This is a genomic window from Streptomyces sp. NPDC050534, from assembly GCF_044457745.1.
Lineage (GTDB): Bacteria > Actinomycetota > Actinomycetes > Streptomycetales > Streptomycetaceae > Streptomyces.
The window spans coordinates 504764-525505 of the sequence record NZ_JBITHF010000006.1 but is presented as its reverse complement, the minus strand read 5'-3'; the positions used below and the strand labels follow the sequence as shown (position 1 = coordinate 525505).

23 protein-coding genes are annotated in these 20742 nt (G+C 68.8%); 17 read left to right on the top strand and 6 right to left on the bottom strand.

What is annotated here, in order from left to right:
* Positions 1-38: 38 nt before the first annotated feature.
* The gene (gene dtd, locus ACIBN2_RS22575; protein ID WP_399136572.1) at positions 39-464 is read right to left on the bottom strand and encodes a D-aminoacyl-tRNA deacylase; all 426 of its coding nucleotides are present in this window, start codon (positions 462-464) and stop codon (positions 39-41) included.
* Between the two features lie 168 nt (positions 465-632).
* Here dtd and ACIBN2_RS22570 point away from each other — a divergent pair, with 168 nt between their 5' ends.
* Both ACIBN2_RS22570 and ACIBN2_RS22565 read left to right on the top strand, forming a co-directional pair.
* Entirely contained in the window at positions 633-1241 is a 609-nt protein-coding gene (locus ACIBN2_RS22570; protein WP_399136571.1) for an aerial mycelium formation protein, read from the top strand.
* 102 nt (positions 1242-1343) lie between these two features.
* Positions 1344-2600, top strand: a complete 1257-nt coding sequence (locus ACIBN2_RS22565) for a GNAT family N-acetyltransferase (protein WP_399136570.1) — start codon at positions 1344-1346, stop codon at positions 2598-2600.
* 255 nt (positions 2601-2855) lie between these two features.
* Here the strand turns inward: ACIBN2_RS22565 and ACIBN2_RS22560 are convergent, their stop codons facing one another.
* Positions 2856-3041 carry a hypothetical protein gene (locus ACIBN2_RS22560; protein WP_399136569.1) on the bottom strand — a complete coding sequence of 62 codons (186 nt, stop codon included), beginning with the start codon at positions 3039-3041 and terminating at the stop codon, positions 2856-2858.
* Positions 3042-3214: 173 nt separating this feature from the next.
* Here ACIBN2_RS22560 and ACIBN2_RS22555 point away from each other — a divergent pair, with 173 nt between their 5' ends.
* On the top strand, positions 3215-4138 hold the full coding sequence (locus ACIBN2_RS22555) for a winged helix-turn-helix domain-containing protein (protein ID WP_399136567.1): 924 nt from the start codon (positions 3215-3217) through the stop codon (positions 4136-4138).
* Positions 4139-4174: 36 nt separating this feature from the next.
* Here the strand turns inward: ACIBN2_RS22555 and ACIBN2_RS22550 are convergent, their stop codons facing one another.
* Complete coding sequence (locus ACIBN2_RS22550) at positions 4175-4363, bottom strand: hypothetical protein (protein ID WP_384251301.1); 189 nt, start codon at positions 4361-4363, stop codon at positions 4175-4177.
* Between the two features lie 204 nt (positions 4364-4567).
* Between ACIBN2_RS22550 and ACIBN2_RS22545 the strand changes: the two genes are divergently transcribed.
* Positions 4568-5449: a FadR/GntR family transcriptional regulator gene (locus tag ACIBN2_RS22545; protein WP_399136565.1), complete on the top strand. Its 882-nt coding sequence runs from the start codon at positions 4568-4570 to the stop codon at positions 5447-5449.
* The gene (locus ACIBN2_RS22540; RefSeq protein WP_399136564.1) at positions 5449-6198 is read left to right on the top strand and encodes an HAD family hydrolase; all 750 of its coding nucleotides are present in this window, start codon (positions 5449-5451) and stop codon (positions 6196-6198) included. Before ACIBN2_RS22545 ends, ACIBN2_RS22540 begins: the two co-directional genes overlap by 1 nt.
* On the opposite strand, the gene ACIBN2_RS22535 is transcribed toward ACIBN2_RS22540, so the two are convergent.
* Positions 6189-6371 carry a hypothetical protein gene (locus tag ACIBN2_RS22535; RefSeq protein WP_399136563.1) on the bottom strand — a complete coding sequence of 61 codons (183 nt, stop codon included), beginning with the start codon at positions 6369-6371 and terminating at the stop codon, positions 6189-6191. The two genes, ACIBN2_RS22540 and ACIBN2_RS22535, sit on opposite strands and share 10 nt — an antisense overlap.
* 175 nt (positions 6372-6546) lie before the next feature.
* Between ACIBN2_RS22535 and ACIBN2_RS22530 the strand changes: the two genes are divergently transcribed.
* The 5 genes from ACIBN2_RS22530 to ACIBN2_RS22510 all read left to right on the top strand — a co-directional run bounded on the left by ACIBN2_RS22530 (position 6547) and on the right by ACIBN2_RS22510 (position 13608).
* Positions 6547-7425, top strand: coding sequence for a GntR family transcriptional regulator (locus tag ACIBN2_RS22530; protein WP_399136561.1), 879 nt, complete (start codon positions 6547-6549; stop codon positions 7423-7425).
* Between the two features lie 270 nt (positions 7426-7695).
* Complete coding sequence (locus ACIBN2_RS22525; RefSeq protein ID WP_399136558.1) at positions 7696-9885, top strand: aminoglycoside phosphotransferase family protein; 2190 nt, start codon at positions 7696-7698, stop codon at positions 9883-9885.
* 80 nt (positions 9886-9965) lie between these two features.
* Complete coding sequence (locus ACIBN2_RS22520) at positions 9966-10847, top strand: hypothetical protein (RefSeq protein WP_399136557.1); 882 nt, start codon at positions 9966-9968, stop codon at positions 10845-10847.
* 42 nt (positions 10848-10889) lie between these two features.
* Entirely contained in the window at positions 10890-11495 is a 606-nt protein-coding gene (locus tag ACIBN2_RS22515; protein WP_399136555.1) for a TetR/AcrR family transcriptional regulator, read from the top strand.
* A gap of 55 nt (positions 11496-11550) precedes the next feature.
* Positions 11551-13608 carry a HelD family protein gene (locus tag ACIBN2_RS22510; RefSeq protein ID WP_399136553.1) on the top strand — a complete coding sequence of 686 codons (2058 nt, stop codon included), beginning with the start codon at positions 11551-11553 and terminating at the stop codon, positions 13606-13608.
* Positions 13609-13639: 31 nt separating this feature from the next.
* Here ACIBN2_RS22510 and ACIBN2_RS22505 read toward each other — a convergent pair whose 3' ends face one another.
* Complete coding sequence (locus ACIBN2_RS22505; protein WP_399136551.1) at positions 13640-14479, bottom strand: nitroreductase/quinone reductase family protein; 840 nt, start codon at positions 14477-14479, stop codon at positions 13640-13642.
* A gap of 178 nt (positions 14480-14657) precedes the next feature.
* On the opposite strand from ACIBN2_RS22505, the gene ACIBN2_RS22500 reads away from it, so the two are divergent.
* The 7 genes from ACIBN2_RS22500 to ACIBN2_RS22470 all read left to right on the top strand — a co-directional run bounded on the left by ACIBN2_RS22500 (position 14658) and on the right by ACIBN2_RS22470 (position 19367).
* On the top strand, positions 14658-15308 hold the full coding sequence (locus tag ACIBN2_RS22500) for an RraA family protein (protein WP_399136549.1): 651 nt from the start codon (positions 14658-14660) through the stop codon (positions 15306-15308).
* Between the two features lie 41 nt (positions 15309-15349).
* Positions 15350-15844, top strand: coding sequence for an HAD domain-containing protein (locus tag ACIBN2_RS22495; RefSeq protein WP_399136547.1), 495 nt, complete (start codon positions 15350-15352; stop codon positions 15842-15844).
* 169 nt (positions 15845-16013) lie between these two features.
* The gene (locus ACIBN2_RS22490; RefSeq protein ID WP_399136546.1) at positions 16014-16592 is read left to right on the top strand and encodes a carboxymuconolactone decarboxylase family protein; all 579 of its coding nucleotides are present in this window, start codon (positions 16014-16016) and stop codon (positions 16590-16592) included.
* 17 nt (positions 16593-16609) lie between these two features.
* Positions 16610-17461, top strand: a complete 852-nt coding sequence (locus tag ACIBN2_RS22485) for an RNA polymerase sigma-70 factor (protein ID WP_399136544.1) — start codon at positions 16610-16612, stop codon at positions 17459-17461.
* 114 nt (positions 17462-17575) lie between these two features.
* Positions 17576-18160 carry a helix-turn-helix domain-containing protein gene (locus ACIBN2_RS22480; protein WP_399136542.1) on the top strand — a complete coding sequence of 195 codons (585 nt, stop codon included), beginning with the start codon at positions 17576-17578 and terminating at the stop codon, positions 18158-18160.
* A 65-nt stretch (positions 18161-18225) separates the two neighbouring features.
* Positions 18226-18900 (top strand): hypothetical protein, encoded by a 675-nt coding sequence (locus ACIBN2_RS22475; RefSeq protein WP_399136541.1) that lies wholly within the window; start codon positions 18226-18228, stop codon positions 18898-18900.
* Between the two features lie 131 nt (positions 18901-19031).
* On the top strand, positions 19032-19367 hold the full coding sequence (locus ACIBN2_RS22470) for a DUF2516 family protein (RefSeq protein ID WP_399136539.1): 336 nt from the start codon (positions 19032-19034) through the stop codon (positions 19365-19367).
* 24 nt (positions 19368-19391) lie between these two features.
* Here ACIBN2_RS22470 and ACIBN2_RS22465 read toward each other — a convergent pair whose 3' ends face one another.
* Entirely contained in the window at positions 19392-20696 is a 1305-nt protein-coding gene (locus ACIBN2_RS22465) for a PP2C family protein-serine/threonine phosphatase (protein WP_399136537.1), read from the bottom strand.
* Positions 20697-20742 lie beyond the last annotated feature (46 nt).

Below are 20742 nucleotides of genomic sequence, written 5' to 3'. Positions count from 1 at the left end.
TAGCCGTAGCGGTGGCGGTGGGGCCGCGGCCCCGCTCTCTAGATCTCCAGCAGCACCGTGAACGGGCCGTCGTTCGTGAGCGAGACGCGCATCTTCGCGCCGAAGCGGCCCGTCGCCACCGTCGCGCCGAGGGACCGGAGCTGGGCCACGACCTCCTCGACGAGGGGCTCGGCGACATCGCCCGGGGCGGCCGCGTTCCAGGTGGGCCGGCGGCCCTTGCGGGCGTCCCCGTACAGCGTGAACTGACTGATGACGAGCAGCGGGGCGTCGATGTCGCTGCACGACTTCTCGTCCTGGAGCATGCGGATCGACCAGAGCTTGCGGGCGAGCTGGGCCGCCTTCTCCTTGGTGTCCTCGTGCGTCACCCCGACCAGGACGCACAGTCCTTCACCGGTGATCTCCCCGACCGTCTCGCCGTCCACGACGACGCCCGCGCCGTCCACCCTCTGCACCACTGCACGCATACGACCATCATGCCGGGCCGTCCGGAGGAGACCGCACCGGTACCGCACCGGCATAATTTTTGCTCCTTAACCGCCCATCTGGGGCCGATCGGGGGCACTCGGTCACATAGCGGCCACTTGGGGTGGCACGATGCTTCCACACGCCGGTCGAGGGGACGGTAGAGGCACATGAGCACACCGAGTACCGGGCAGCCGCCTGCGGCTGTCTCGTTGATCAGAACGGGGGAGCGGATGGCCTTGCGGCCGCCCGTGCAGCGCACCGACAGCCCGGGCCCGCACCTGCCCACCGGCCCGCCGGAACGCGATCTGTCCACGCTGAGCCTGCCCGAACTGCGCACCCTGCGCCGGGACGCCCAGCGCGACGAGGCCGACCTCAGCTACGTACGGAGGCTGCTGCAGGGCCGTATCGACATCCTGCGCGCGGAACTGGCGCGGCGGTCACCGGCGGGCGCGGGTTCCGTGGTCGACCGCCTCCCGGAGATCCTCACGGACGCCCCGGCCCGCCAGCGTTCCTCCGCCCGCCACGTCACGTTGGGCACGCCGCACAGCGAGGAGTACCGGCGCCTGGCCGCCGAGATGCTCGCCGAGGTCGAACTCTCGGACCTGACCGCCCGGACCGACCTCGAACTGACCACCGCGATGGCCCGCCTGGTCCGCTACGAGCAGCAGGTGTCCCGGCGGCGCCACCACCTCCAGCGGACGGCGGACGACTGCAGCGCGGAGATCGCCCGCCGGTACCGGGAAGGGGAGGCGCAGGTCGACGATCTGCTGACGTGACGCCTGGTCGGCCGACGGTCGGCCGATGGCCGGCCTATGGCCCGCGGGGGCGGGGCGGGAAATCCGGGCGACACCCCACCGCGGTGGATCTACGGTGACGCCATGACCCGCGCGCACTCCGACATAGACGTCCGTCCGATCACCGAGGCCGAACTGCCGGAATGGCTCCGAGCAGTGAAGACCGGGTTCCTGCAGGCGCCGACCGTCTCCGACAAGGAACTCGAAGCCCGGCGCGAGCGCTTCGAGGAGAGTCGCCACCTCGGCGCGTTCGACGGGGGACGCTGCGTGGCGACGTTCCGGTCGTTCGCGCAGGAGGTCACCGCGGTCGGCGGCACCCTGGTCGCCGCCGACGCCATCTCCAGCGTCACGGTCACCGCCACGCACCGCCGCCGCGGCCTGCTGACCCGCATGATGAGCCATGATCTAGCGGCCGCCAAGGAGCGCGGCGACCTCGTGGCCACCCTGATCGCCGCCGAGTACCCGATCTACGCCCGCTACGGCTTCGGCCCCGCCACCTCGGGCGCCGAGTGGACCGTCGACGTCCCGCGCGCGGGCCTCGACCCCCGCTGGTCCGGCCCCGACGACGGCAGCCGCATCGACCTCGTGAGCGCCGAGGACGTCCGCAAACTCGGCCCCGAACTGCACGACCGCGTCCGCGCCGCCACACCCGGCGTCGTCAGCCGCAGCGACTGGTGGTGGCGGCACAACACCGGCGCCCTGCGCCTCGACCCGAAGTGGACGGAGCCGTTCTACGCCGTGTACCGCGCGGCGAACGGCGAGGTCGAGGGCCTGGCTGTCTACGAGGTCGACGACAAGTGGGGCGACGCGATGCAGCCCCAGGACACGGCGACCGTACGGGACCTGCTAGCGGCGACCCAGGCCGCGGAGCGCGCCCTGTGGCACTACCTCTGCTCCATCGACTGGGTCACCCGCGTCAAGAGCGGCCAGCGGGCCCCCGACGACCTCCTCCCGCTCCTCCTGCCGGACGCGCGGGCCGCCCGCATCACCTCGGCCGGGGACTGGCTGTGGGTGCGGATCCTGGATGTCGTACGTGCGCTGGAGTCGCGGACGTACGAGGGCGCGGGCTCCCTGGTGCTGGAGGTCGTCGACCGCGCCGGTCTGACGGGCGGCCGCTACCGGCTGGAGGCGTCGGCGCAGGGCGCGTCCTGCACGCCGACCACCGAGTCCGCCGAACTCACCCTGGACGTAGGCGATCTGGCGCGGCTGTGGCTGGGCGACGAGTCGCCGGCACGGCTGGTGGCGCTCGGCCGGGTTCAGGAAGAACGAGCGGGCGCCGCCCTGGTGGGCGACGCCCTGCTGCGTACGTCCAGGCGCCCGTGGTGCCCGGACATGTTCTGAACTCCCTTCCTCGACTTCTCCTGACCATTGATGACTGATGACTCATCCGTAGCTGTTCAGTTGTGACTGTGCTGTTGTGACCGGTGTGTTGACCGGTCTGTTGTGACCGGCCTGTTGAGTTGTGGCTGTGCTGGTGGAGCTGTTCAGTTGTCGATGTTCAGTTGTGGCTGTGCTGGTGCGGCTGGCAGGGCTCCCGGCTCCCCTCCGGAAGGGAGCCCGGCCAGCCGGATCCTGGGGCCGGCGAACCGGTGAGGCTCAGCCGGACTGGGCGAGCAGCATCACGAGGATGACCGCCCCGAGGCCGCTGATCGCGGTGTTCTTTGCCTTGAGTCCCACGGACAGCGCGACGAACGCGATGATGCCGAGAGGCCCGTACTTCCACTGGATGAGCTGCTCGAATCCGATGGCGAGGGCGGCGGCGACAAGAGCGATGAGCGGCATGACGGTCCCTCCTTCGGGACGGTGAGGCGGACCCCGTGGTTGCGGCCAACCCTCCTGAAGTTTGACCATGTTCCTGAAGTTGGTGACCAACTTCTCTGTACTTATCTCCGCTTGGAGACGTCTTATAACCACCTCCTTGGGAACTGCCGAAAGATGGCGGGAAGTTGTAGGGTTTGGTTGTGGACCCGAAACATGCCGCCGTCAATGGGCGGAAGAGGTCACAGCGGTCACAGACGTCACCGACGTCTCATCGGGACGTGGCCGACGAGCTGCGTGCCCGCATCAGGTCGGGTCAGCTGCGACCGGGTCAACGCATGCCTACACAGGCCACTTTGGCGGACGAGTTCGGCGTCGAGCGCGGCGCCGTACGCCAGGCGCTGCGCATTCTGCAGTCGGAGCACCTGCTGACCAACATATCCAAGGGGAGCCCGGCGACCGTGGCTCCTGACCTGGGCCTGGGCAAGGCGCTGAGCGGTCCCGGGGCGCCACCGCTGCCGACGATGGTGGCTCTTGCCCCGCGCATAGCGGACGCCTTCGCGGCCACGCACGTCGAGATAGATGCCCTTTGCCTGACCTCGGTCTCCCTGACGCTCGCCATCGGCGAGCCGCTGCGCCGCATCCACGAGGGGCGACTGAAACCGGCCAAGGTCGACGTCCGCGTGCTGCTGCCCAGCCGCGACATCGAACTCGCCTTCCCGACGCCGGTCGATCCGTCGGTGGACGGGCGGCTGCAGCGCCGCTGGCTGGCCCAGCGCAATGCCCAGGGTCAGGTGCTGCGGCACAACCTGCTGGCCCTGCGCGCCACGCACGGCATCGACGTGAACGTCACCTTCCGCGCGCTGCCCTTCACCCCGCCCGTGAAGTTGTACCTGCTCAACGGCATGGAGGCGCTGTTCGCGTACTACACCCTCACGCGTCGCGAGGAGGAGGTCGACCACGAACACCTGGAGATGTACGACGCCGAGGGCACCCAGTCGATGCTGTTCGCCTTCGCGCAGGGCGCCGGCCTGCGGGACACCACCTTCGTCGAGCAGTCCCACCTGTGGTTCAACGCACTGTGGGAGACGATCAGTTCGGAGCTGGTGCTCACGAGCTGACGTCTCCCACAGCGTCTGACCAGGCCGTGTTCACGCTCATAGAGCGGGCCCCGCGACCAGCAGGGCGAGCACGACGGCTCCCATGGAGCTGACGGCCGGGTTCTTGGCCTTGATGCCTATGGTGAGCAGGAGCAGGCCGATGATGCCGGTGGCGCCGTATCGCCAACTGATCATCTGCTCGATGCCGACGACGAACACGGCGGAGAGGAGGGCGAGAGCAGGCACGGTGGTTCCCCCTTCAGGCGGCGCGGGCGGGACGGTGCGGTGGGGGGTTGAGCGAGGGGAGCAGAGGCGGACTCAGACAGGAAGCAAACCTTCCGCCAACTCCTGGAAGTTGGCAGCCAACTCTGATGTAGTTGTCCCCACTTGGCACCCACTCATAAACCAAGCTTCAAACAACTCCCTGTAGATGGATCGGAGTTGTAGCGTTTGGTTGTGACCCAGGAGAACGTGGCAGTGAACGGCAGCAGAAGACTCTCGCCCCAGGAGATCGCCGACATCCTGCGGGAACGCATCCGTACCGGCGACCTCAAGGCCGGAGACCGCCTGCCCACCCAGGCCGAGCTCGCGGACGAGTTCGGAGTGGAACGAGGCGCCGTCCGCCAGGCCCTGCGCGCGCTCCAGGAAGACGGGTTGCTGAGCAACGTGAGCAAGGGGAGCCCCCCGCGGATCGCGGAGCCGCCGGCACCGTCGGCGGAGGAACCTCAGCCGACGATGGTGGGGTTGGCACCTCGGCTGACGGAGGCGTTCTCGGCGCAGCACGTACGGGTCGACGTCGTGTGCCACACCTCCGAGACCTTGATGCTGGCCCTCGGCGAGCCGCTCCGCCGCATCCACGACGGCAGCATCCGCCCCGGCTCGATCGCCTTCCGCATCCTGCTGCCGAGCCGCGACATCAACCTGGCGTTTCCGGTGCTGGTGGAGGGAGACCGCGACGACGACACGGTCCACCAGCGCTGGCTGTCGATGCGCGACGCGCAGGCGCAGGTGCTCAAGCACAACCTGCAGGCCATCCGTTTCACGCACGGCATCGACGTGAACGTCACCTTCCGTGCGCTTCCCTTCACCCCGCCTGTGAAGCTGTACATGCTCAACGGCGAGGAAGCGCTGATCGGTTACTACATCCCCACCAAGCGCGCGGAGGAGTGGCAGAGCCAGACCCTGGAAATGTACGACGTCCTGGGCTCCGCCTCCGTCCTCTTCTCCTTCCTCAAACGGAGCGGCCAGCGCGACGAGGCCTTCGTGAAGGAATCAGAGAAGTGGTTCGACGCCCTCTGGGAAACCATCACGACGGACCTGACACTCTCCTAGTGACTTCTGAAACGACGCAGACTGAGCCGGTGACAGAAGAGACCGAGAACGACACGGAGAAGCTCCGAGAACTGATCACACGCGCGCGCGTCGTGCTATGGGACTTCGACGGCCCGATCTGCCGCCTGTTCGCCGGTCATTCGGCTGAGCGGGTGGCCGCCGAGCTGGCCGGTTGGCTCGAGGGGCGGGGCCTGCACGGCCTGCTGACGAAGTCCGAACTGAAGACACTGGACCCCCACGTCGTGCTGCGCGCGGTGGACCGCCGGCATCCCCGCAGCGACCTGGTGGCGGAGCTGGAGGAACGCCTCACCCAGGAGGAACTGCGCGCCACGGCAACAGCGTTGCCCACGGCCTACGCCGATCCTCTGATCCGCACCTGGACCGCGGTTGGCTCCCGTCTCGCCATCACCACCAACAACTCCCCACGAGTGGTGCGCACATACTTGGCGAGCCGCGACCTCACCGAGTGCTTCGCCCCGCACATATACGGCCGCACCCAGGACCTGCACCGCCTCAAGCCGGACCCGTTCTGCCTCAACCGCGCCCTGAACGCCATGGGCGCGTCACCATCGGCAGCCCTGATGATCGGCGACACCCCCTCGGACTTCGAAGCCGCGCAGAACGCCGATGTCGCTTTTCTGGGCTACGCGCGTAACGAGGACAAGGAGAAACGGTTGCGCGACGCGGGCGCCACGGCCATCGTGTCGTCGCTCGAGCTGGTCCTGAGGCTGCTCAAGGATCAGGCTTGAGTCATCAGCAGCGCGAACAGGACTGCGCCCGCGACGGCGAGCTCGGTGTGTCGAGCCCGGATACTTGCGCCGATCAGCAACAGGAGCAGTACACCGAGGATGCCCAAACGCGCCTGTGCCTGTAATCCCACGACCAGTTGGGCGAGCCCCCAACACACTTGGATCAAGAGCATGACCCCGCCTCCCCTTCCACTTACGGTCGACCGATCAACTAGCCGTCCAATTGGACTGCATGGCCTGAGATTGGTCTGCCCGGTCCGTTTGATCCCTTAACTAGCCCATCCAGTCTGTGGTGTTCACTTGACTGGAAGTGGTGTGACAGTGGACTGGGAGCGGTAGGTTCAAGGCGTGGACGCACAGCAGAGTGCCGACAGTGGCGGCAAGGAGTTCCAGCGGGTATCCGACGAACTGCGCGCCCGGATGACCGACGGTACGTACGCACGCGGTTCCTTCCTCCCGTCACAGCGTGATCTGGCGGAGGAGTTCGAGGTCTCCCGCGACACGGTTCAGCGAGCCATGCGGGAACTGGTCAGCGAGGGCTGGATCGAGTCGCGGCAGGGCAGCGGTTCGCGCGTCATCAAGACACAGCGCATACAGTCGTCGACGCCCAAGGCGAGCAGGACGCGTGGCGGCATGACGCTGGGGCCGCTCATCAGCGAGGCGTTCGAGCAGCCCGAAGTAACCCTGGATGTCTACACGTTGACGTCCGAGTCGCTGGACGCGCACATCCGCCTGCAAGCGGAGCGCATCCATGGTGGTGTGATCACCCCGAGGCGTATCGCCCTGCGCATGCTGCTGCCTGAGGAGTCGTTGGCCCTTCCCTATCCGCGGCTGAGCGACGACAAGGACGATCCTCGCCCCTGGAGGCGCCTGCACGCCATCACCCAGCGGCATACGGACTCACTGAGCGGCCTGCTGAGCGACCTGAGGACGGAGAGGCTGGTTGAGGACGTCGACCTGCAGATCCGCCATGTGCCGCTGATCCCGACCTTCAAGCTCTACTTGCTCAACAAGGTCGAAGTGCTGCACGGCATGTATGAGGTGATCGAGCGGCAGATGTCGCTGGACTCGGGTGAGGTCGTGTCGGCCCTCGACGTACTGGGCCTGGGGGCCACGCTGACCCACCATGTGAAGGATGCGGATCCCAACTCGCCCGGCTCGGTGTTCGTCGACAGCATGCAGGCATGGTTCGACTCGGTGTGGGATCGCCTGGCTACGTCTGGCTAGTGGTCACGTAGCGTGACCGAGGTTCGGGGTTTCCGATATTTCGTCGGCATGGCAATGCGCGCTAGGCTGCGCGCCATCTCCGGTGAGCAACAGCTGCCGTTCGTACGTATGAGATGGCACAAAATCACGCCAGTCTCGAACGACCAGGTGCAAAAGAGTGGCAAACCACCCGTTGTGGCCACTCGACTGGGACTCTGGTCGTTTCCTGTATAACCCTGCGGTTAGCGAAGCTGTTTTTGCCGCCTGTCGAGCCAATACCCCGGAGGGTCAGTGGGTACACGGCCTGCCCCTCAAGCCGCCGCCAGACCGCACACCCACGATGTGCGGTCCGAGGACATCTATGAGGCGTTCGTGGCGCGTGCGGGGAGATTAGGCCAGGCGAGCAATGGTTTCCACAACCAGAACTACGTGCTGCCGCTGACTGATCCCATGGCACGGTTGCTGAATTGTGATCGAGGCACTTCCGTCACTGTGCGTATTCGGCGCTCCGAGGCGCTTCCCGTGGTGATCAGAACCTGGGAGGACGAGTCGGCCATCCTCCGGGCCGTCAGAGGCGCACTGCCGAATGCGCCGGAATGTCTGTTCCAAGGGGACGGATTCGCCATTCACAGTTACGTGGAAGGCGTACCCCTTTCGAGTGTCTGTGGGAACGGCAAGCCCGTCGACACCCTGCTCATGAAGGCACTGGCCGACCAACTGGCCGCGATGACGCAGGTGCGCGCGGAGCACCTGCCGGCGCTGCCGCCTGTCTGGCCCAGCGACCACTCGGACAGCCAGGGTTTCCTCCAGACGCTCGCGATGTTGGCCGACTCACAGGTCCGGCAGTCCAACTGGCCTGCCTTTGGGTCATTGTTCGGGGCGCTCGGCATCCCGGAAGACACCCTGATCCGGCTGGCAGAGCGAGTGCCGGCCTTGGCGCGGCGCCCCTACAGCCTGCTCCACGCGGACCTGCATCGCGACAACCTGATCATGTCCTACGGCGGTGACTCGCCCCTGATCTGCGTGGACTGGGAGCTGGCAACCTACGGCGATCCCCTGCATGATCTGGCGACGCACCTGGTCAGGATGCAATACCCCGCCCACCAGTGGGACGAGGTCGTGAGTTCATGGGCGGACGCCATGGAAGAGGTCCGGCCCGCAGCCGTGAACGGTGCGATCAAGGACCTGCGCCACTACATCGCTTTCGAACGGGCCCAATCCGTCTACCCCGACGTCATGCGCGCGGCACAGACCCTGGTAGGCCCGATCGATCAGAAGGGCCTGGATGCGGCGACGCAGGCGGTGCAGCGTGCTTTGGTGGCTGCGGCGGAGCCGCTTCGGCTGGGGAAAGTGCCGGATGAGCATGAAATCGAGAAGATCCTCTTCTGGTGGCGCGCCTCCCGTACGGGTGCTGAGCTGAAGCTCTACACCGCAGGTTCCGACTGGCACCGGGACGAGCGGGTTCTTGAGCGCCCGGACTTCCCGGAGCAGGCCGTGAGTGATGCGCTTCTGGCCGAGGCCGCAGCGCCGGCCAGCCGGGTGTTCAAGGGGACCGCCCACGTCAACACGGTGGTGAGTGTGCATGGTGTCGGCTCCTGCGTCGTGGTGAGACGTGTCGTGCCCGGTGTGCGTCGGCGAGAGCGTGGCTTCCTCAGCGAGCACGCGGTTCTGGGTGCCATCGAGAAGGCCGGAGTCGCGGTCGCCGCGCCGGAGATCCTTGCGCTGGGTTGGAGTCATGACGGGGCGCGCTTCGCCATCCACACGTACGTGGGTCCTGGCGAGGTGTACCAGCCGCCCAGCCACCCGGTGAACGGGCTCTTGCCGCGCGAGGCGGACAGGCTGGTCGATCAGCTCTGCGCTCTGACCAAGGTCGACTATCTTCAGGTCGATCCGCTCGCCGGCCAAGGGCGTTTCTATGGCTGGCTGAGCGAGCAACTGGTGTCCCTGGTTGCAGAGTTGCCGAAGGAATCGCAGCAACTGGCCCGTGTTCTGGGGCTTCCGGGCGCCGACCGGTTGAAAAGAATCCTGGCGCGGCACTCGGTCAGCCACCGGGAGCCGGCACTGCTGCACGGTGATCTGAACCCGTGGAACCTTGTGCGTCGCGACGACTCTTTGGCCCTGACCATCATCGACTGGGAGATGGCCCTCGTCGGTGACCCGCTCTACGACCTGGTCCGGCACATGCATCTGACGCCTACCCGGCCGGAGATCCGGGACCGGATGTTCGCCCGTTGGGAACGGTTGCTGCCGGCCCAGTTCACGGCCAATTGGCGGCAGGACTGGGCCGTTTACCGGTGGATCGAGATCGTGCGGTCCGCATACGTCGACCTGGACCGTCTGGTGACCGGAGCGAGCCTGGACGCTCCGAACGTGCAACGCGCCATCGACTCGTACGCGATGACATTGGCTGCCGCCATCGCTTCCCTTGGCCTGCCTCTGCGGCCTGCGGCGAACCCCTATCTTGCCCGTGCCTTGGCCTAGGGGCACCATGACTGGACCACAAGCGGGCATGTGCAGGGGCATGTGACGCTCCTCTGACCTGCCAACGGGGAGGGGCGGGCATGGCCGAGCGGGGGAACGGACAGGCCGACGTCGGCATGGCACGGCAGTTGAGGCGCTACCAGGATCGGTTCGAGCCTTTGGTAACGCGTGTCTTGTTGCTTGGGATATTTGCCACGGGGCTGACCGCACAGTTCGTCAAACCGGTGGGCGACGCCCTGGAGGGCAAGACCTATCTCGGCGGAGCTCTGCTCAGCCTGATCGGCTACGTGCTGTACGACCAGGTCAAGGAACTGAGTTCGTCGGTCAGGGCTCCGGTTCGCGCCCTCGTCAACTCCAGTGAACTCGGCAGCTTCGTCAGCGACGCCTTCGAGGCCCGCAAGGTCGAGATCAGCTTCCTCGGCTATACCGGCGAGACCCTGTACAACGCCCTCTACCATCGCCTCGAGAACCTCTTCGACGACCCGGGCCCCACTCGGAGAGTCTCGATCCGCATGATGGTGCCGGACTTCGCACTGCCGATGGTCGTGCCCTCCCAAGTCGGCGCTGACGACAGGCCTGAGGACAGCGAAGCCTTTCGCAGGCGGGTGGAGCAGCGGTGCAGTGAGTACGACGACATGCTCTCCGATCTGGCCGCACGGCTCTCCAGCACCGGCCGGATGACCGTGCAGTGCGAATACCGCCTCTACCCCGGTATCCCGCGCGACAAGATCTGCATCTTCAACCGGAAGCAGGTTCTCCACGGCCTGTACGACCTGTCCGCCCGGATGCACTACATGGGCAACGAGTACTTCGACCCCAAGGGCTTCAGGACGGACCTCAACGTGTGGTCCCCGGAGGGCACCGCCGTCGCTGAAGCAGCCATTGCCACGTGGAACAAGCATTTCGACGACCTGTGGAGCTTGGCCACGGTGCCGCACTGGCGGCGCCAGGCGGCGGCCTGATCGCCTACCGGTGCGGCGGAGCGTGGCGCGTAGGCTCACCCCATGACCGAGCCAGGCCTCCGCGAGCGCAAGAAACAGCGAATGTACGAGCATGTCTCCGAGGTCGCCATTCGGCTCTTCCTGGAGAAGGGGTTCGACGCAGTCTCCGTCGCCGAGGTCGCCGCCGCAGCCGAGATCTCCAAGCCGACCCTCTTCCGGTACTTCCCTGCCAAGGAAGACCTCGTCCTCTACCGCATCGTCGATCACGAGGACGAAGCGGCGCGCATCGTCGCCGGGCAGGCGCACCCCATCGCCGCCCTGCGCCGGCATTTCCTCGACGGGCTGGAGCAGGGGGATCCGGTCACCGGGCTGAGTGACCATCCACAGGTGCTTGCCTTTCATCGGCTGCTGTACGGGTCGCCATCACTGGTGGCTCGGGCGCACGCCCACCTTGAGCGGTCCGAAGCCGCCCTCGCCGACGCCCTTGGTGGAGGGCTGGAGGCGCGGCTCGCCGCCGGGCAGATCCTCGCCGTGCAGCGGATTCTCGCCATGGAGAACTGGCGGCGGATCGCTGCGGGGGAGCCGGTGGCCGACGTGAGGCCGGAGGCCGAAGCCGCCGCCGAGCAGGCGTATGCGCAGCTCGCCGCCGGGTTGCCGCATCTCGCATAGGCGAGACTGGGTAAAAAATTTAACTCGGTTACGTTATTCCGGTACGCTCGTTGGAATGAGCTCACCCGACCCTGACCCTGCCGCCCTCAAGGAATCGCTCCTTCGCGAACGCGCCCACCACGACCGTTGCCGCACCGCCCTCGCCGCCATGGTCGACGGTGCTCGGGAACATGTCTTCACCGGTCAGGACGTCTCCGCCTCCGGGGCCGACGCCGAAGTGCTCGGGTATGAGCTGCGCAGTCGGGCCAAGGCCATGGGGGAGTTGCCTCAAGGGCCGCTCTTCTTCGGGCGTTTGGACTTCGCCGAAGGCTCGGGGCAGCACTCCGGGGAGCGTTACCACGTCGGGCGGCTGAGGATCAGTGAGGAACCCACCCTGCCGCCGCTCGTCGTCGACTGGCGGGCCCCCGTCTCCCGCGCCTTCTATCAGGCGAGCGCCAGCGATCCGCAGGGTGTCGTCGTGCGGCGGCGGTTCGGGTGGGCCCCTGGGAGCCGCGGGGACTCCACCGACCTCACCGGACTTGAGGACGAGCACCTCGACAAGCAGCCCTGCGGCGGAGAACCGCACGTCAGCGGCATCGTCACCCGTGAGATCGAGCGACCCCGCGTCGGCCCCATGCGGGACATCGCCGCCACCATCCAGCCCGAGCAGGACGATCTCGTACGGGGTGATCTAAACCTGTCCGTATGCGTGCAGGGCGCTCCCGGCACCGGCAAGACCGCCGTCGGGTTGCATCGCGCCGCCTACCTCCTCTATACGCACCCGCAGCGCATCCGGCGCGGCGGGTTGCTCATCCTCGGGCCCAACCGGACCTTCCTGTCGTACATCTCCGAGGTACTGCCCGCGCTCGGTGAGACCGGTGTGCGGCAGTCCACGCTTCAAGAGGAGATCGCCCGGTATCCCGTCAAAGGGACGGACGACGAGCGGGCCGCCCTCGTCAAGCACGACGCCCGGATGGCCGAGGTGCTGCGCCGGGCGCTGTACGGCCGTGTGTCGACGCGCAACGTCGACTCCCTTGCCGTCAAGGACGGTTCGTACTGGTGGCGGGTGCGGGCCGGCGAACTCGTGCGGATCGTCGAGGACGTGCTGGCCGAGCAACCGCCGTACGGCATCGGGCGGGAGCGGGTGCGTGGCCGGGTGGTGCGGTGTCTGCAGTTGCAGGCCGAGCGGCGGGCCGGGGCGCAGAGTGCGGCCTGGGTGCAGAGGATCTCGCGGGCCAGGGCCGTCAAGGAGTACGTGGACGCCGTATGGCCGCGCGTGCGGCCCGAGGAGGTCGTGGCCGAACTCCTCACCGACAACCGCGTGTTGGCGGACGCCGCTGACGGGCTGCTGGACGACGACGAGCAGAAGGCGGTTCTCTGGGCCAAGCCGCCCCGGTCCTGGAAGTCCGCCCGCTGGTCCGCAGCCGATCTCGTCCTGCTCGACGAGGTCGCCGGGCTCGTCGGGCATCCCGAGGGGTACGGCCATGTCGTCGTCGACGAGGCGCAGGACCTCTCCCCGATGGAGTGCCGGGCCATCGCCCGCCGGGCGTCCTTCGGATCGCTCACCGTCCTCGGCGACCTGGCGCAGGCGACCACGCCCTGGGCGGCACGGTCGTGGGACACGGTCCTGCGGCACCTGGGCAAGCCGGACGCGGCCGTCGTACCGCTGACCACCGGATTCCGGGTGCCGGAGGCCGTCGTCTCGCTCGCCAATCGGCTGCTGGAGCGTCTCGACGTGGATGTGCCCGTCGGGCGGTCCCTGCGGAGGGATGGGGAGTTGAGGGTGCGGGCGGTGCCGGTGGACGACGTGCCGGGTGCCGTCGTGGACGCCGTACGGGATGCGCTCGACCGTGAGGGGTCGGTCGGGGTCGTCGCCGCCGACGGCCATGTGGAACAGGTCGTCGAGGCGCTCGCCGAGGCCGGGATCGCCACCGCCGGGCCCGGCGATCTGCGCGCCCGCGTGGCCGTCGTGCCGGCGACGCTGGTCAAGGGACTTGAGTACGACAACGTCGTCGCCGTCGAGCCCGCGGCCATCGCGGAGGCGGAGGCGCGCGGGCTGCACCGGCTGTACGTCGTGCTGACCCGGGCGGTGTCGCGGCTGGAGGTGGTGCACGGGCGGCCGTTGCCGTTCTAGGAGGGCCCCGGCCGCCGTCCGTGCCCTTAGGTCACGTGCCGAGCAGGGGGAGCAACTCCTCCTCCTCGTACGTGAGATGGGCTTCCAGGTCTAGTGTCAGACGCTCCACCTCGGCACGCGCCGCGTCCGGGTCCGTGGCGTCCGCGCTCACGGCCCGCCGCAACTCAGCCACCAGCACGGCGATCCGCTCGTGCTCCTCTCGCAGGCGCTCCAGCGTCGGTTCCGCCGACGGGTGCTGGGCGCCGATGTGCGGGAACAACATCGTGTCCTCACCGGTGTGGTGGTTGTGCAGTCCCTGGCAGAAGGTCAAGCAGTTGACGCGGAGCTGGGCGCCGAGGCTGCTCCCGTTGCCGTTCCTCATCTCCTTCCGGATCAGGGCGAGTTCGCGGCGGAAGGCGTCGTGTACCACCTTCATCCCCTCACCCAGGGAGGAGGCGTTGACGTTCGGAGGGCCGCCCTGGGGGATCGCGGACAGCGCGACCACCGGGATGAGACGTGTGGTCTTCTCCTGGTACGCCGCCCAGCCCGGGTCTGTCTCCACTGCCCGGGCCCAGGCCCGCTCACGCTCGTCGCCGGCAAGGACCATGGCCCGTGCCTCGTACGTGAACGAGCCGCTTTCCACGGTCACTTGAGGGTCGGCGAGGAGATTGCGGTACCAGTCCGGGTGCTGCGGCGAGCCGCCCGCCGAGGCGATGATCAGGACGCGGTCGCCGCCGTCGGGGAGGTAGCCGACGGGGGTGGTGTGCCGGGTGCCGGTACGGGCGCCGGTGGTGGTGAGCAGGAGCAGGCGGGCGTTCTCGAAGTGGCCGGTCAGGCGGCCCTTGTTGGCCCGGAACTCGTCGATGATTCCTTGGTTGAAGGCGTTGGGCATTCTCTTCTTTCTCTGTCGCTGGTGTCTTCCGTCGATGTCGATCTCGATCTCGAAGGCAACGCAGAGAAAGGGGCGGGCTCCTGGCCCGCCCCGGCCTCACTCAGAGGCCGGGCACCCAACTCGCTCACGGCACATGGCCGACCCGGCAGTCATGGAAGGGGACGGTAGCGTCCGGGACATGACTGACGCCACCGACTTCCAGGACGTCCCCACCACCACCCTCGCCGATCTCCTCGGCCGTGCACAGGTCATGGACATCGGCATCCGCCCGCTGTGGGGCCCGGCCGGGCGGCTGGCAGGGCCCGCCTTCACCGTCAGCTGCCCGCCCGGCGACAACCTGATGCTGCACGCCGCGATCCATCGAGCCGGGCCCGGCTCGGTCGTCGTGGTGGAGTCGGGGGATCGGGACTGGGCGCTCGCGGGCGGCAACGTCTGCGCCGTCGCCCGCCGGCGCGGCATCGCGGGCTTCGTCCTGGACGGGCTGATCCGCGACCTGGCCGAGGTGCGGGAGATGCGGTTCCCGGTGTTCGCCCGGGGTGTCATCCCGATCCCGGGTGCCAAGTCCGTCGTACGTCCGCTCGGCGAGCCGGTGACCTGCGGTGGCGTACGGGTGGCGGCCGGGGACGTCGTCGTGGCCGACGAGGAGGGTGTCGTCGTCGTACCGGCCGATCGGCGTGACGAGGTACTCGCGGCGGCCCGCGCCCGGCTCGCGAAGGAGGCGGGTGAGTCGCTGGACGAGTGGGAGGCGGCTCACCGGGCGCGTATCGACAAGATCCTGGCGGAGCAGGGCTTCGAGAGCGGGGAGGACTCCGACGGTCTCCCGGGCTGATCCGGTTTCGCGCCGGGCGCCGTTCGCCGATCCTGTCAGTGATGCTTCTCTTCCTCGACGTCGACGGCACGCTGCTCCCCTTCGGCTCGGCGGGGCCGTACCCGTCCTACGAGGCGCGCTTCGCACTGCCGACCTCGGCCGTCGAGCATCCGCTGCTCGACCGCGTCGATCCGGCGCTCGGCGCGCGGCTGACCGCGCTGGGCTGCGAGCTGGTGTGGGCGACGACCTGGATGGACGACGCGAACGTGTGCCTGGCGCCCTGGCTCGGTCTGCCCCCGCTGGCGCTGGTGGACTGGCCGGACGAGGACGAACCGCCGGCGCCGCTGCACTGGAAGACCCGGCCCCTCGTGGCCTGGGCGGACGGCCGCGCCTTCGTCTGGGTCGACGACGAGATCACCGTCGCCGACCGCGACTGGGTCGCCGCGCATCATCCGGCGCCCGCGCTGCTGCACCGGGTCGACCACCGGTACGGGCTCACCGAGCGGGACTTCGCCGTGGTGGAGGAGTGGCACGGAGCCCGTCGGGCCGGGCGGTGAGCCACCCGCCATCCCGGACCATCCCGGACCATCCCGGACCATCCCGGACCATCCCGGATGTCACATCCGCGCGGCAGGCGGTGTCTTCATGCCGACAAGGCACGAACACCCAGCCGCAGATGACCCAACGCAGACGCAGACGCAGACGCACACGTACCGGGAGAGAACCATGACGCTACGAGTCCCGAAGGCCGAGCTTCCCGCCGAGCTCCGCACCGCCCTGACCGAACAGCTCGGTGCCGTGCCCGAGCCCGTGGAAGTGCTCTGGAACAACCCGAAGCTCGCCGAGGCCAGTCAGTACCACTCGGCGCAGGTGGCCCAGTGGGACATGGTCGACGCGAGCCTGAAGAGCTTCGCGCACATGGCCGTGGCGGCGCAGATCGGCTGCAGCTGGTGCCTCGACGTCAACTACTTCCTCGCGCTCAACCAGAACCTGGACCCGGCCAAGGCGAGCCAGGTGCCGCGCTGGCGTGAGTCGGACGCGTTCACGCCGCTGGAGCGGGAGGTGCTCGAGTACGCCGAGGCCATGACGAACACCCCGACGACCGTCACGGACGAACTGGCCGCGAGCCTGCTGGAGCAGCTCGGCGCGTCGGCGCTGGTCGAGCTCAACGCCTACATCGGCTACGCCAACATGGCGGCCAGGTGCAACACGGCCCACGGGATCACCTCCCAGGGCTACTCGGACGCCTGCGAGATCCCGCTGGCCACGCGCCCGGCAGCCACCGGCGCGGCAACGACGGCATGACCGAGGATCCGCCCGTCATGCCCGAGGACCCCTTCGTCGCCCACCGCAGCCTGCTCTTCACGGTCGCCTACGAGATGCTGGGCTCCGCCGCCGACGCGGAGGACGTGCTTCAGGAGTCGTGGCTGCGGTGGGCCGGCGTCGACCGCGCGCAGGTGCGCGACCCGCGGGCCTACCTCGTCCGCACGGTCACCCGGCAGGCCCTCAACCGGCTGCGGACGATGTCGCGCAGCCGTGAGGAGTACGTCGGCGAGTGGCTGCCCGAACCGCTGCTGACCAGCCCCGATGTCGCCGAGGACGTCGAGCTCGCGGAGAGCGTCTCGATCGCGATGCTGACCGTCCTCGAAACGCTCGGGCCGACGGAACGGGCGGTGTTCGTCCTGCGCGAGGTCTTCGAGATGCCGTACGGCGAGATCGCCGAGGCCGTCGGGAAGACCCCGGCCGCGGTGCGGCAGATCGGGCGCCGGGCCCGCGAGCACGTGGCGGCCCGGCGGCCTCGGGTGCGGGTGAGCAGGTCGGAGCAGGAGGCCGTGGTCGAACGGTTCCTGGCCGCACTGCGCACCGGCCGGCTCCAGGAACTGCTGGACGTGATGGCACCGGACGTGGTCATGATCGCCGACGGCGGAGGACTCGCGGCCGCCGCCACGGAACCGGTCCACGGCGCCCAAGTCGTGGCGAGGTTGCTCGCCCGCCCGGACCGCTCGGTCTCGGTCGTGTGGCTCAACGGCGCGCCCGCGGGCCGGGTCGAGATCGACGGCCGTGTGGCCGTGGTGAGCCTCGTGGTGGAGAACGGCAAGGTCACCCGCATCCACGCGGTGGCCAACCCGCAGAAGCTGACGCGCCTCGACGAGGCGACGCAGCTCGCCCGGTGATGGCGGACGCCCGCCAACTGCACAGGAAGCGCCACGCCACCCGTACGAGTGGCGTGGCGCACTTTTGCAAGCACGCGCTTGCAATAGTTAGCGGGGGTGGTGCACAGTGGAGGCATGGCATCGCTCAACGTCGGCAATCTCGGCGAATACCTGCGCGAGCAGCGTCGCTCGGCGCAGCTGTCGCTCAGGCAGCTCGCCGACGCCGCCGGGGTGTCCAATCCGTATCTGAGCCAGATCGAGCGCGGGCTGCGCAAGCCGAGCGCGGAGGTGCTTCAGCAGGTCGCCAAGGCGCTGCGCATCTCCGCGGAGACGCTGTACGTGCGCGCCGGCATCCTCGACGCCGAGCGGGACCGGGACGAGGTAGAGACGCGCGCCGTCATCCTCGCCGATCCCACGCTGAACGAGCGGCAGAAACAGGTGCTGCTCCAGATCTACGAGTCCTTCCGCAAGGAGAACGGATTCGGGAGCGGCGCGGGCGACGAGGAGACCGATCTGGCCCCGGTGGACGGCGAGGTGGTCCTGACCACCGAGCCCGGCCAGGGACCGAAGGTGGTCCAGGACGCGGAGGAAGACGACACCGCCACAGGCCGCACACGCAAGACCGGTGCGACCGGCGGACGGCAGTCCGCCACGCGCCGCACCCGCACGTCCGACGGCAGCGACGCCGAACCGCACGACCCGCAGCGACCCGCCGGCTGACCACCGGCCCAGGTTGCCCGCGGGACCAAAACCCTCAGCTGACAGCGACCGGGAGGACCATCACCATGGCCATCACCGACGACCTCCGCAAGACCCTCAGCGACCCGACGCCGCTCTACTTCGCCGCCGGCACCGCCGACCTGGCCTTCCAGCAGGCCAAGAAGGTGCCCGGTCTGGTGGAGCAGCTGCGCACCGAGGCCCCGGCCCGTTTCGAGGCCGTCCGCAACACCGACACCAAGGCCGTCCAGGAGAAGGCGCAGGCCCGCGTCAAGGAGACGCAGGCGCGCGTCAAGGAGACGCAGGAGTCCCTCCAGACCAAGGTCACCGAGTTCATCGCGACCCTCGACGGCGACATCAAGAAGCTCGGCTCCACCATCGACGCCGACCTGAAGAAGTGGGGCGAGTCCGCCCAGGACATCGCGCTGCGCGGCGTCGGCGTCGCCGCCGAGTACGCCGTCAAGGCCCGTGAGACCTACGAGAAGGTCGCCGAGCACGGCGAGCAGGCCGTGCGGACCTGGCGCGGCGAGGCCGCCGAGGGCATCGAGACCGTCGCCGAGGAGGTCGAGGAGCTCGCCGTCGCCGTCGAGCCCACGGCCGAGCCGGTCGAGGTCAAGGGCGGCACCAGGCCCGCCGAGGCGAAGACCGAGGCCGCCGCCGCGAAGAAGCCGGCCGCCCCCAAGAAGGCGCCGGTTCGCAAGACCACCACCACCGCGAAGAAGACCACGCCGCCTGCGAAGTGACACGGACGGGTGATCGGTAACGGGTCGGGCACTCCTGGAGGGCCCGGCCCGTTACCCGTACAGCGGCGTCACCGGAACGGGTACGGTGACCGCGTAGGAACGAGCCGAGTCTGGTGGTGGATGTAGTGCTGATGCAGGGGTTCGCAGGCTTCATGTGGCTGCTGAGCATGGCCTTGATCCTTTTCAGCGGCTTCGCGCTGATCGACGCCGCCACGCGCCGTGAGGACGGCTACCGCGCGGCCGGCAAGCAGAGCAAGCCGTTCTGGCTGATCATTCTCGCCATCGCCTTCGTGATAAACCTGATCTTCAACATCCTGTCGTTCCTGCCGGTGATCGGGCTCATCGCGACCATCGTGTACATGGTCGACGTCCGCCCGGCCCTGCGCGGCCTGCCGGGCGGCGGCCGTAACAGCCGCCGGGGGTCGAGCAGTGACGGCCCGTACGGCCCGTACAACGGCGGCCGCTGAGGAGGGCGCCCCGCGGGGCGCCGCTCAGCCCTCCCGGTCCAGCAGCAGCACGGCGACGTCGTCCGTCAGCTCGCCGCCGTTGAGTTCGCGCACCTCGTTCACGGCCGCCCGCAGCAGCTCTTCGCCGCGCAGACCGCCGGCGAGCTGGCGCCGCACCATCTCCACCATGCCGTCCTGGCCGAGCCGCTCCCTGCCCACGCCGATCCGGCCCTCGATCAGACCGTCGGTGTAGAGCATCAGGCTCCACTCCCGCCCGAGATCCACCTGCATCCGCGGCCACCGTGCGCCCGGCAGCATGCCGAGTGCGGGGCCGTTGTTGTCGTACGGCAGCAACCGGGCCGGCCGGCCCGGGCGGGCGATCAGCGGGGACGGGTGCCCGGCCAGACACAGACCGGCGCTGCGGCCGTCCGGCGAGATGTCCACCGTGCACAGCGTCGCGAAGATCTCCTCGTCGGAGCGCTCGTGCTCCAGCACCTGCTGAAGGGTGCCGAGCAGCTGGTCGCCGCACAGGCCCGCCAGCGTCAGCGCGCGCCAGGCGATGCGCAGCTCCACGCCGAGCGCCGCCTCGTCCGGGCCGTGCCCGCAGACGTCGCCGATCATGGCGTGCACGGTCCCGTCCGGGGTGCGTACGACGTCGTAGAAGTCACCGCCGAGCAGGGCGCGCGAGCGTCCCGGGCGGTAGCGGGCGGCGAACCGCAGGGAGGAGCCCTCCAGCAGCGGCGTGGGCAGCAGCCCGCGCTCCAGGCGGCGGTTCTCCTGCGCGCGCACCCGGCCCTCGGCGAGCCGCCGCTCGGCCGTGTCGGAACGTTTCCTCTCCACGGCGTAGCGGATGGCCCGGCTCAGCAGCTGAGTGTCCAGTTCGTCCCGGAAGAGGTAGTCCTGGGCGCCGACCCGCACCGCCTCGGCGCCGCGCTCGGCGTCGCCGGACGCGGTGAGCGCGAGGACGGCGTGGCGGGGCGCCAGCTCGAGCACGTGCCGGAGCACGGCGAGCTCGTCCTCGTCGGCGCTGCGGCCCGGGGCCGGCAGCGCGAGGTCCAGCAGGATGCAGTGGACGTCGTCGGTCAGCAGCCGCTCGGCCTCGGTGAGGTTGCGGGCCGTGCGGACACGGATCGGCCGGCCGGCCGCGTCCTGCAGTTCGGGCACGACCGCTGAGCCGCCGGGATCGTCCTCGATCAGCAGCAGCGTCAGGTTCGTGGTGGCGGCGTTGTTGTCGACCGTTGCTTCCTTGCGCGGATTCTCGTCCTTGGAGGTGCCGCTTGGTTGCGCGGCTTGAGCCTGACCACTCTCCGCGGCCGGGATCGCTCTCTGCCGCGGTATGGGTACGGGCATCGTCTTGAGTTCCTTCCCTCCCCCCGAGGGCGTGGTGGGGCGAGAG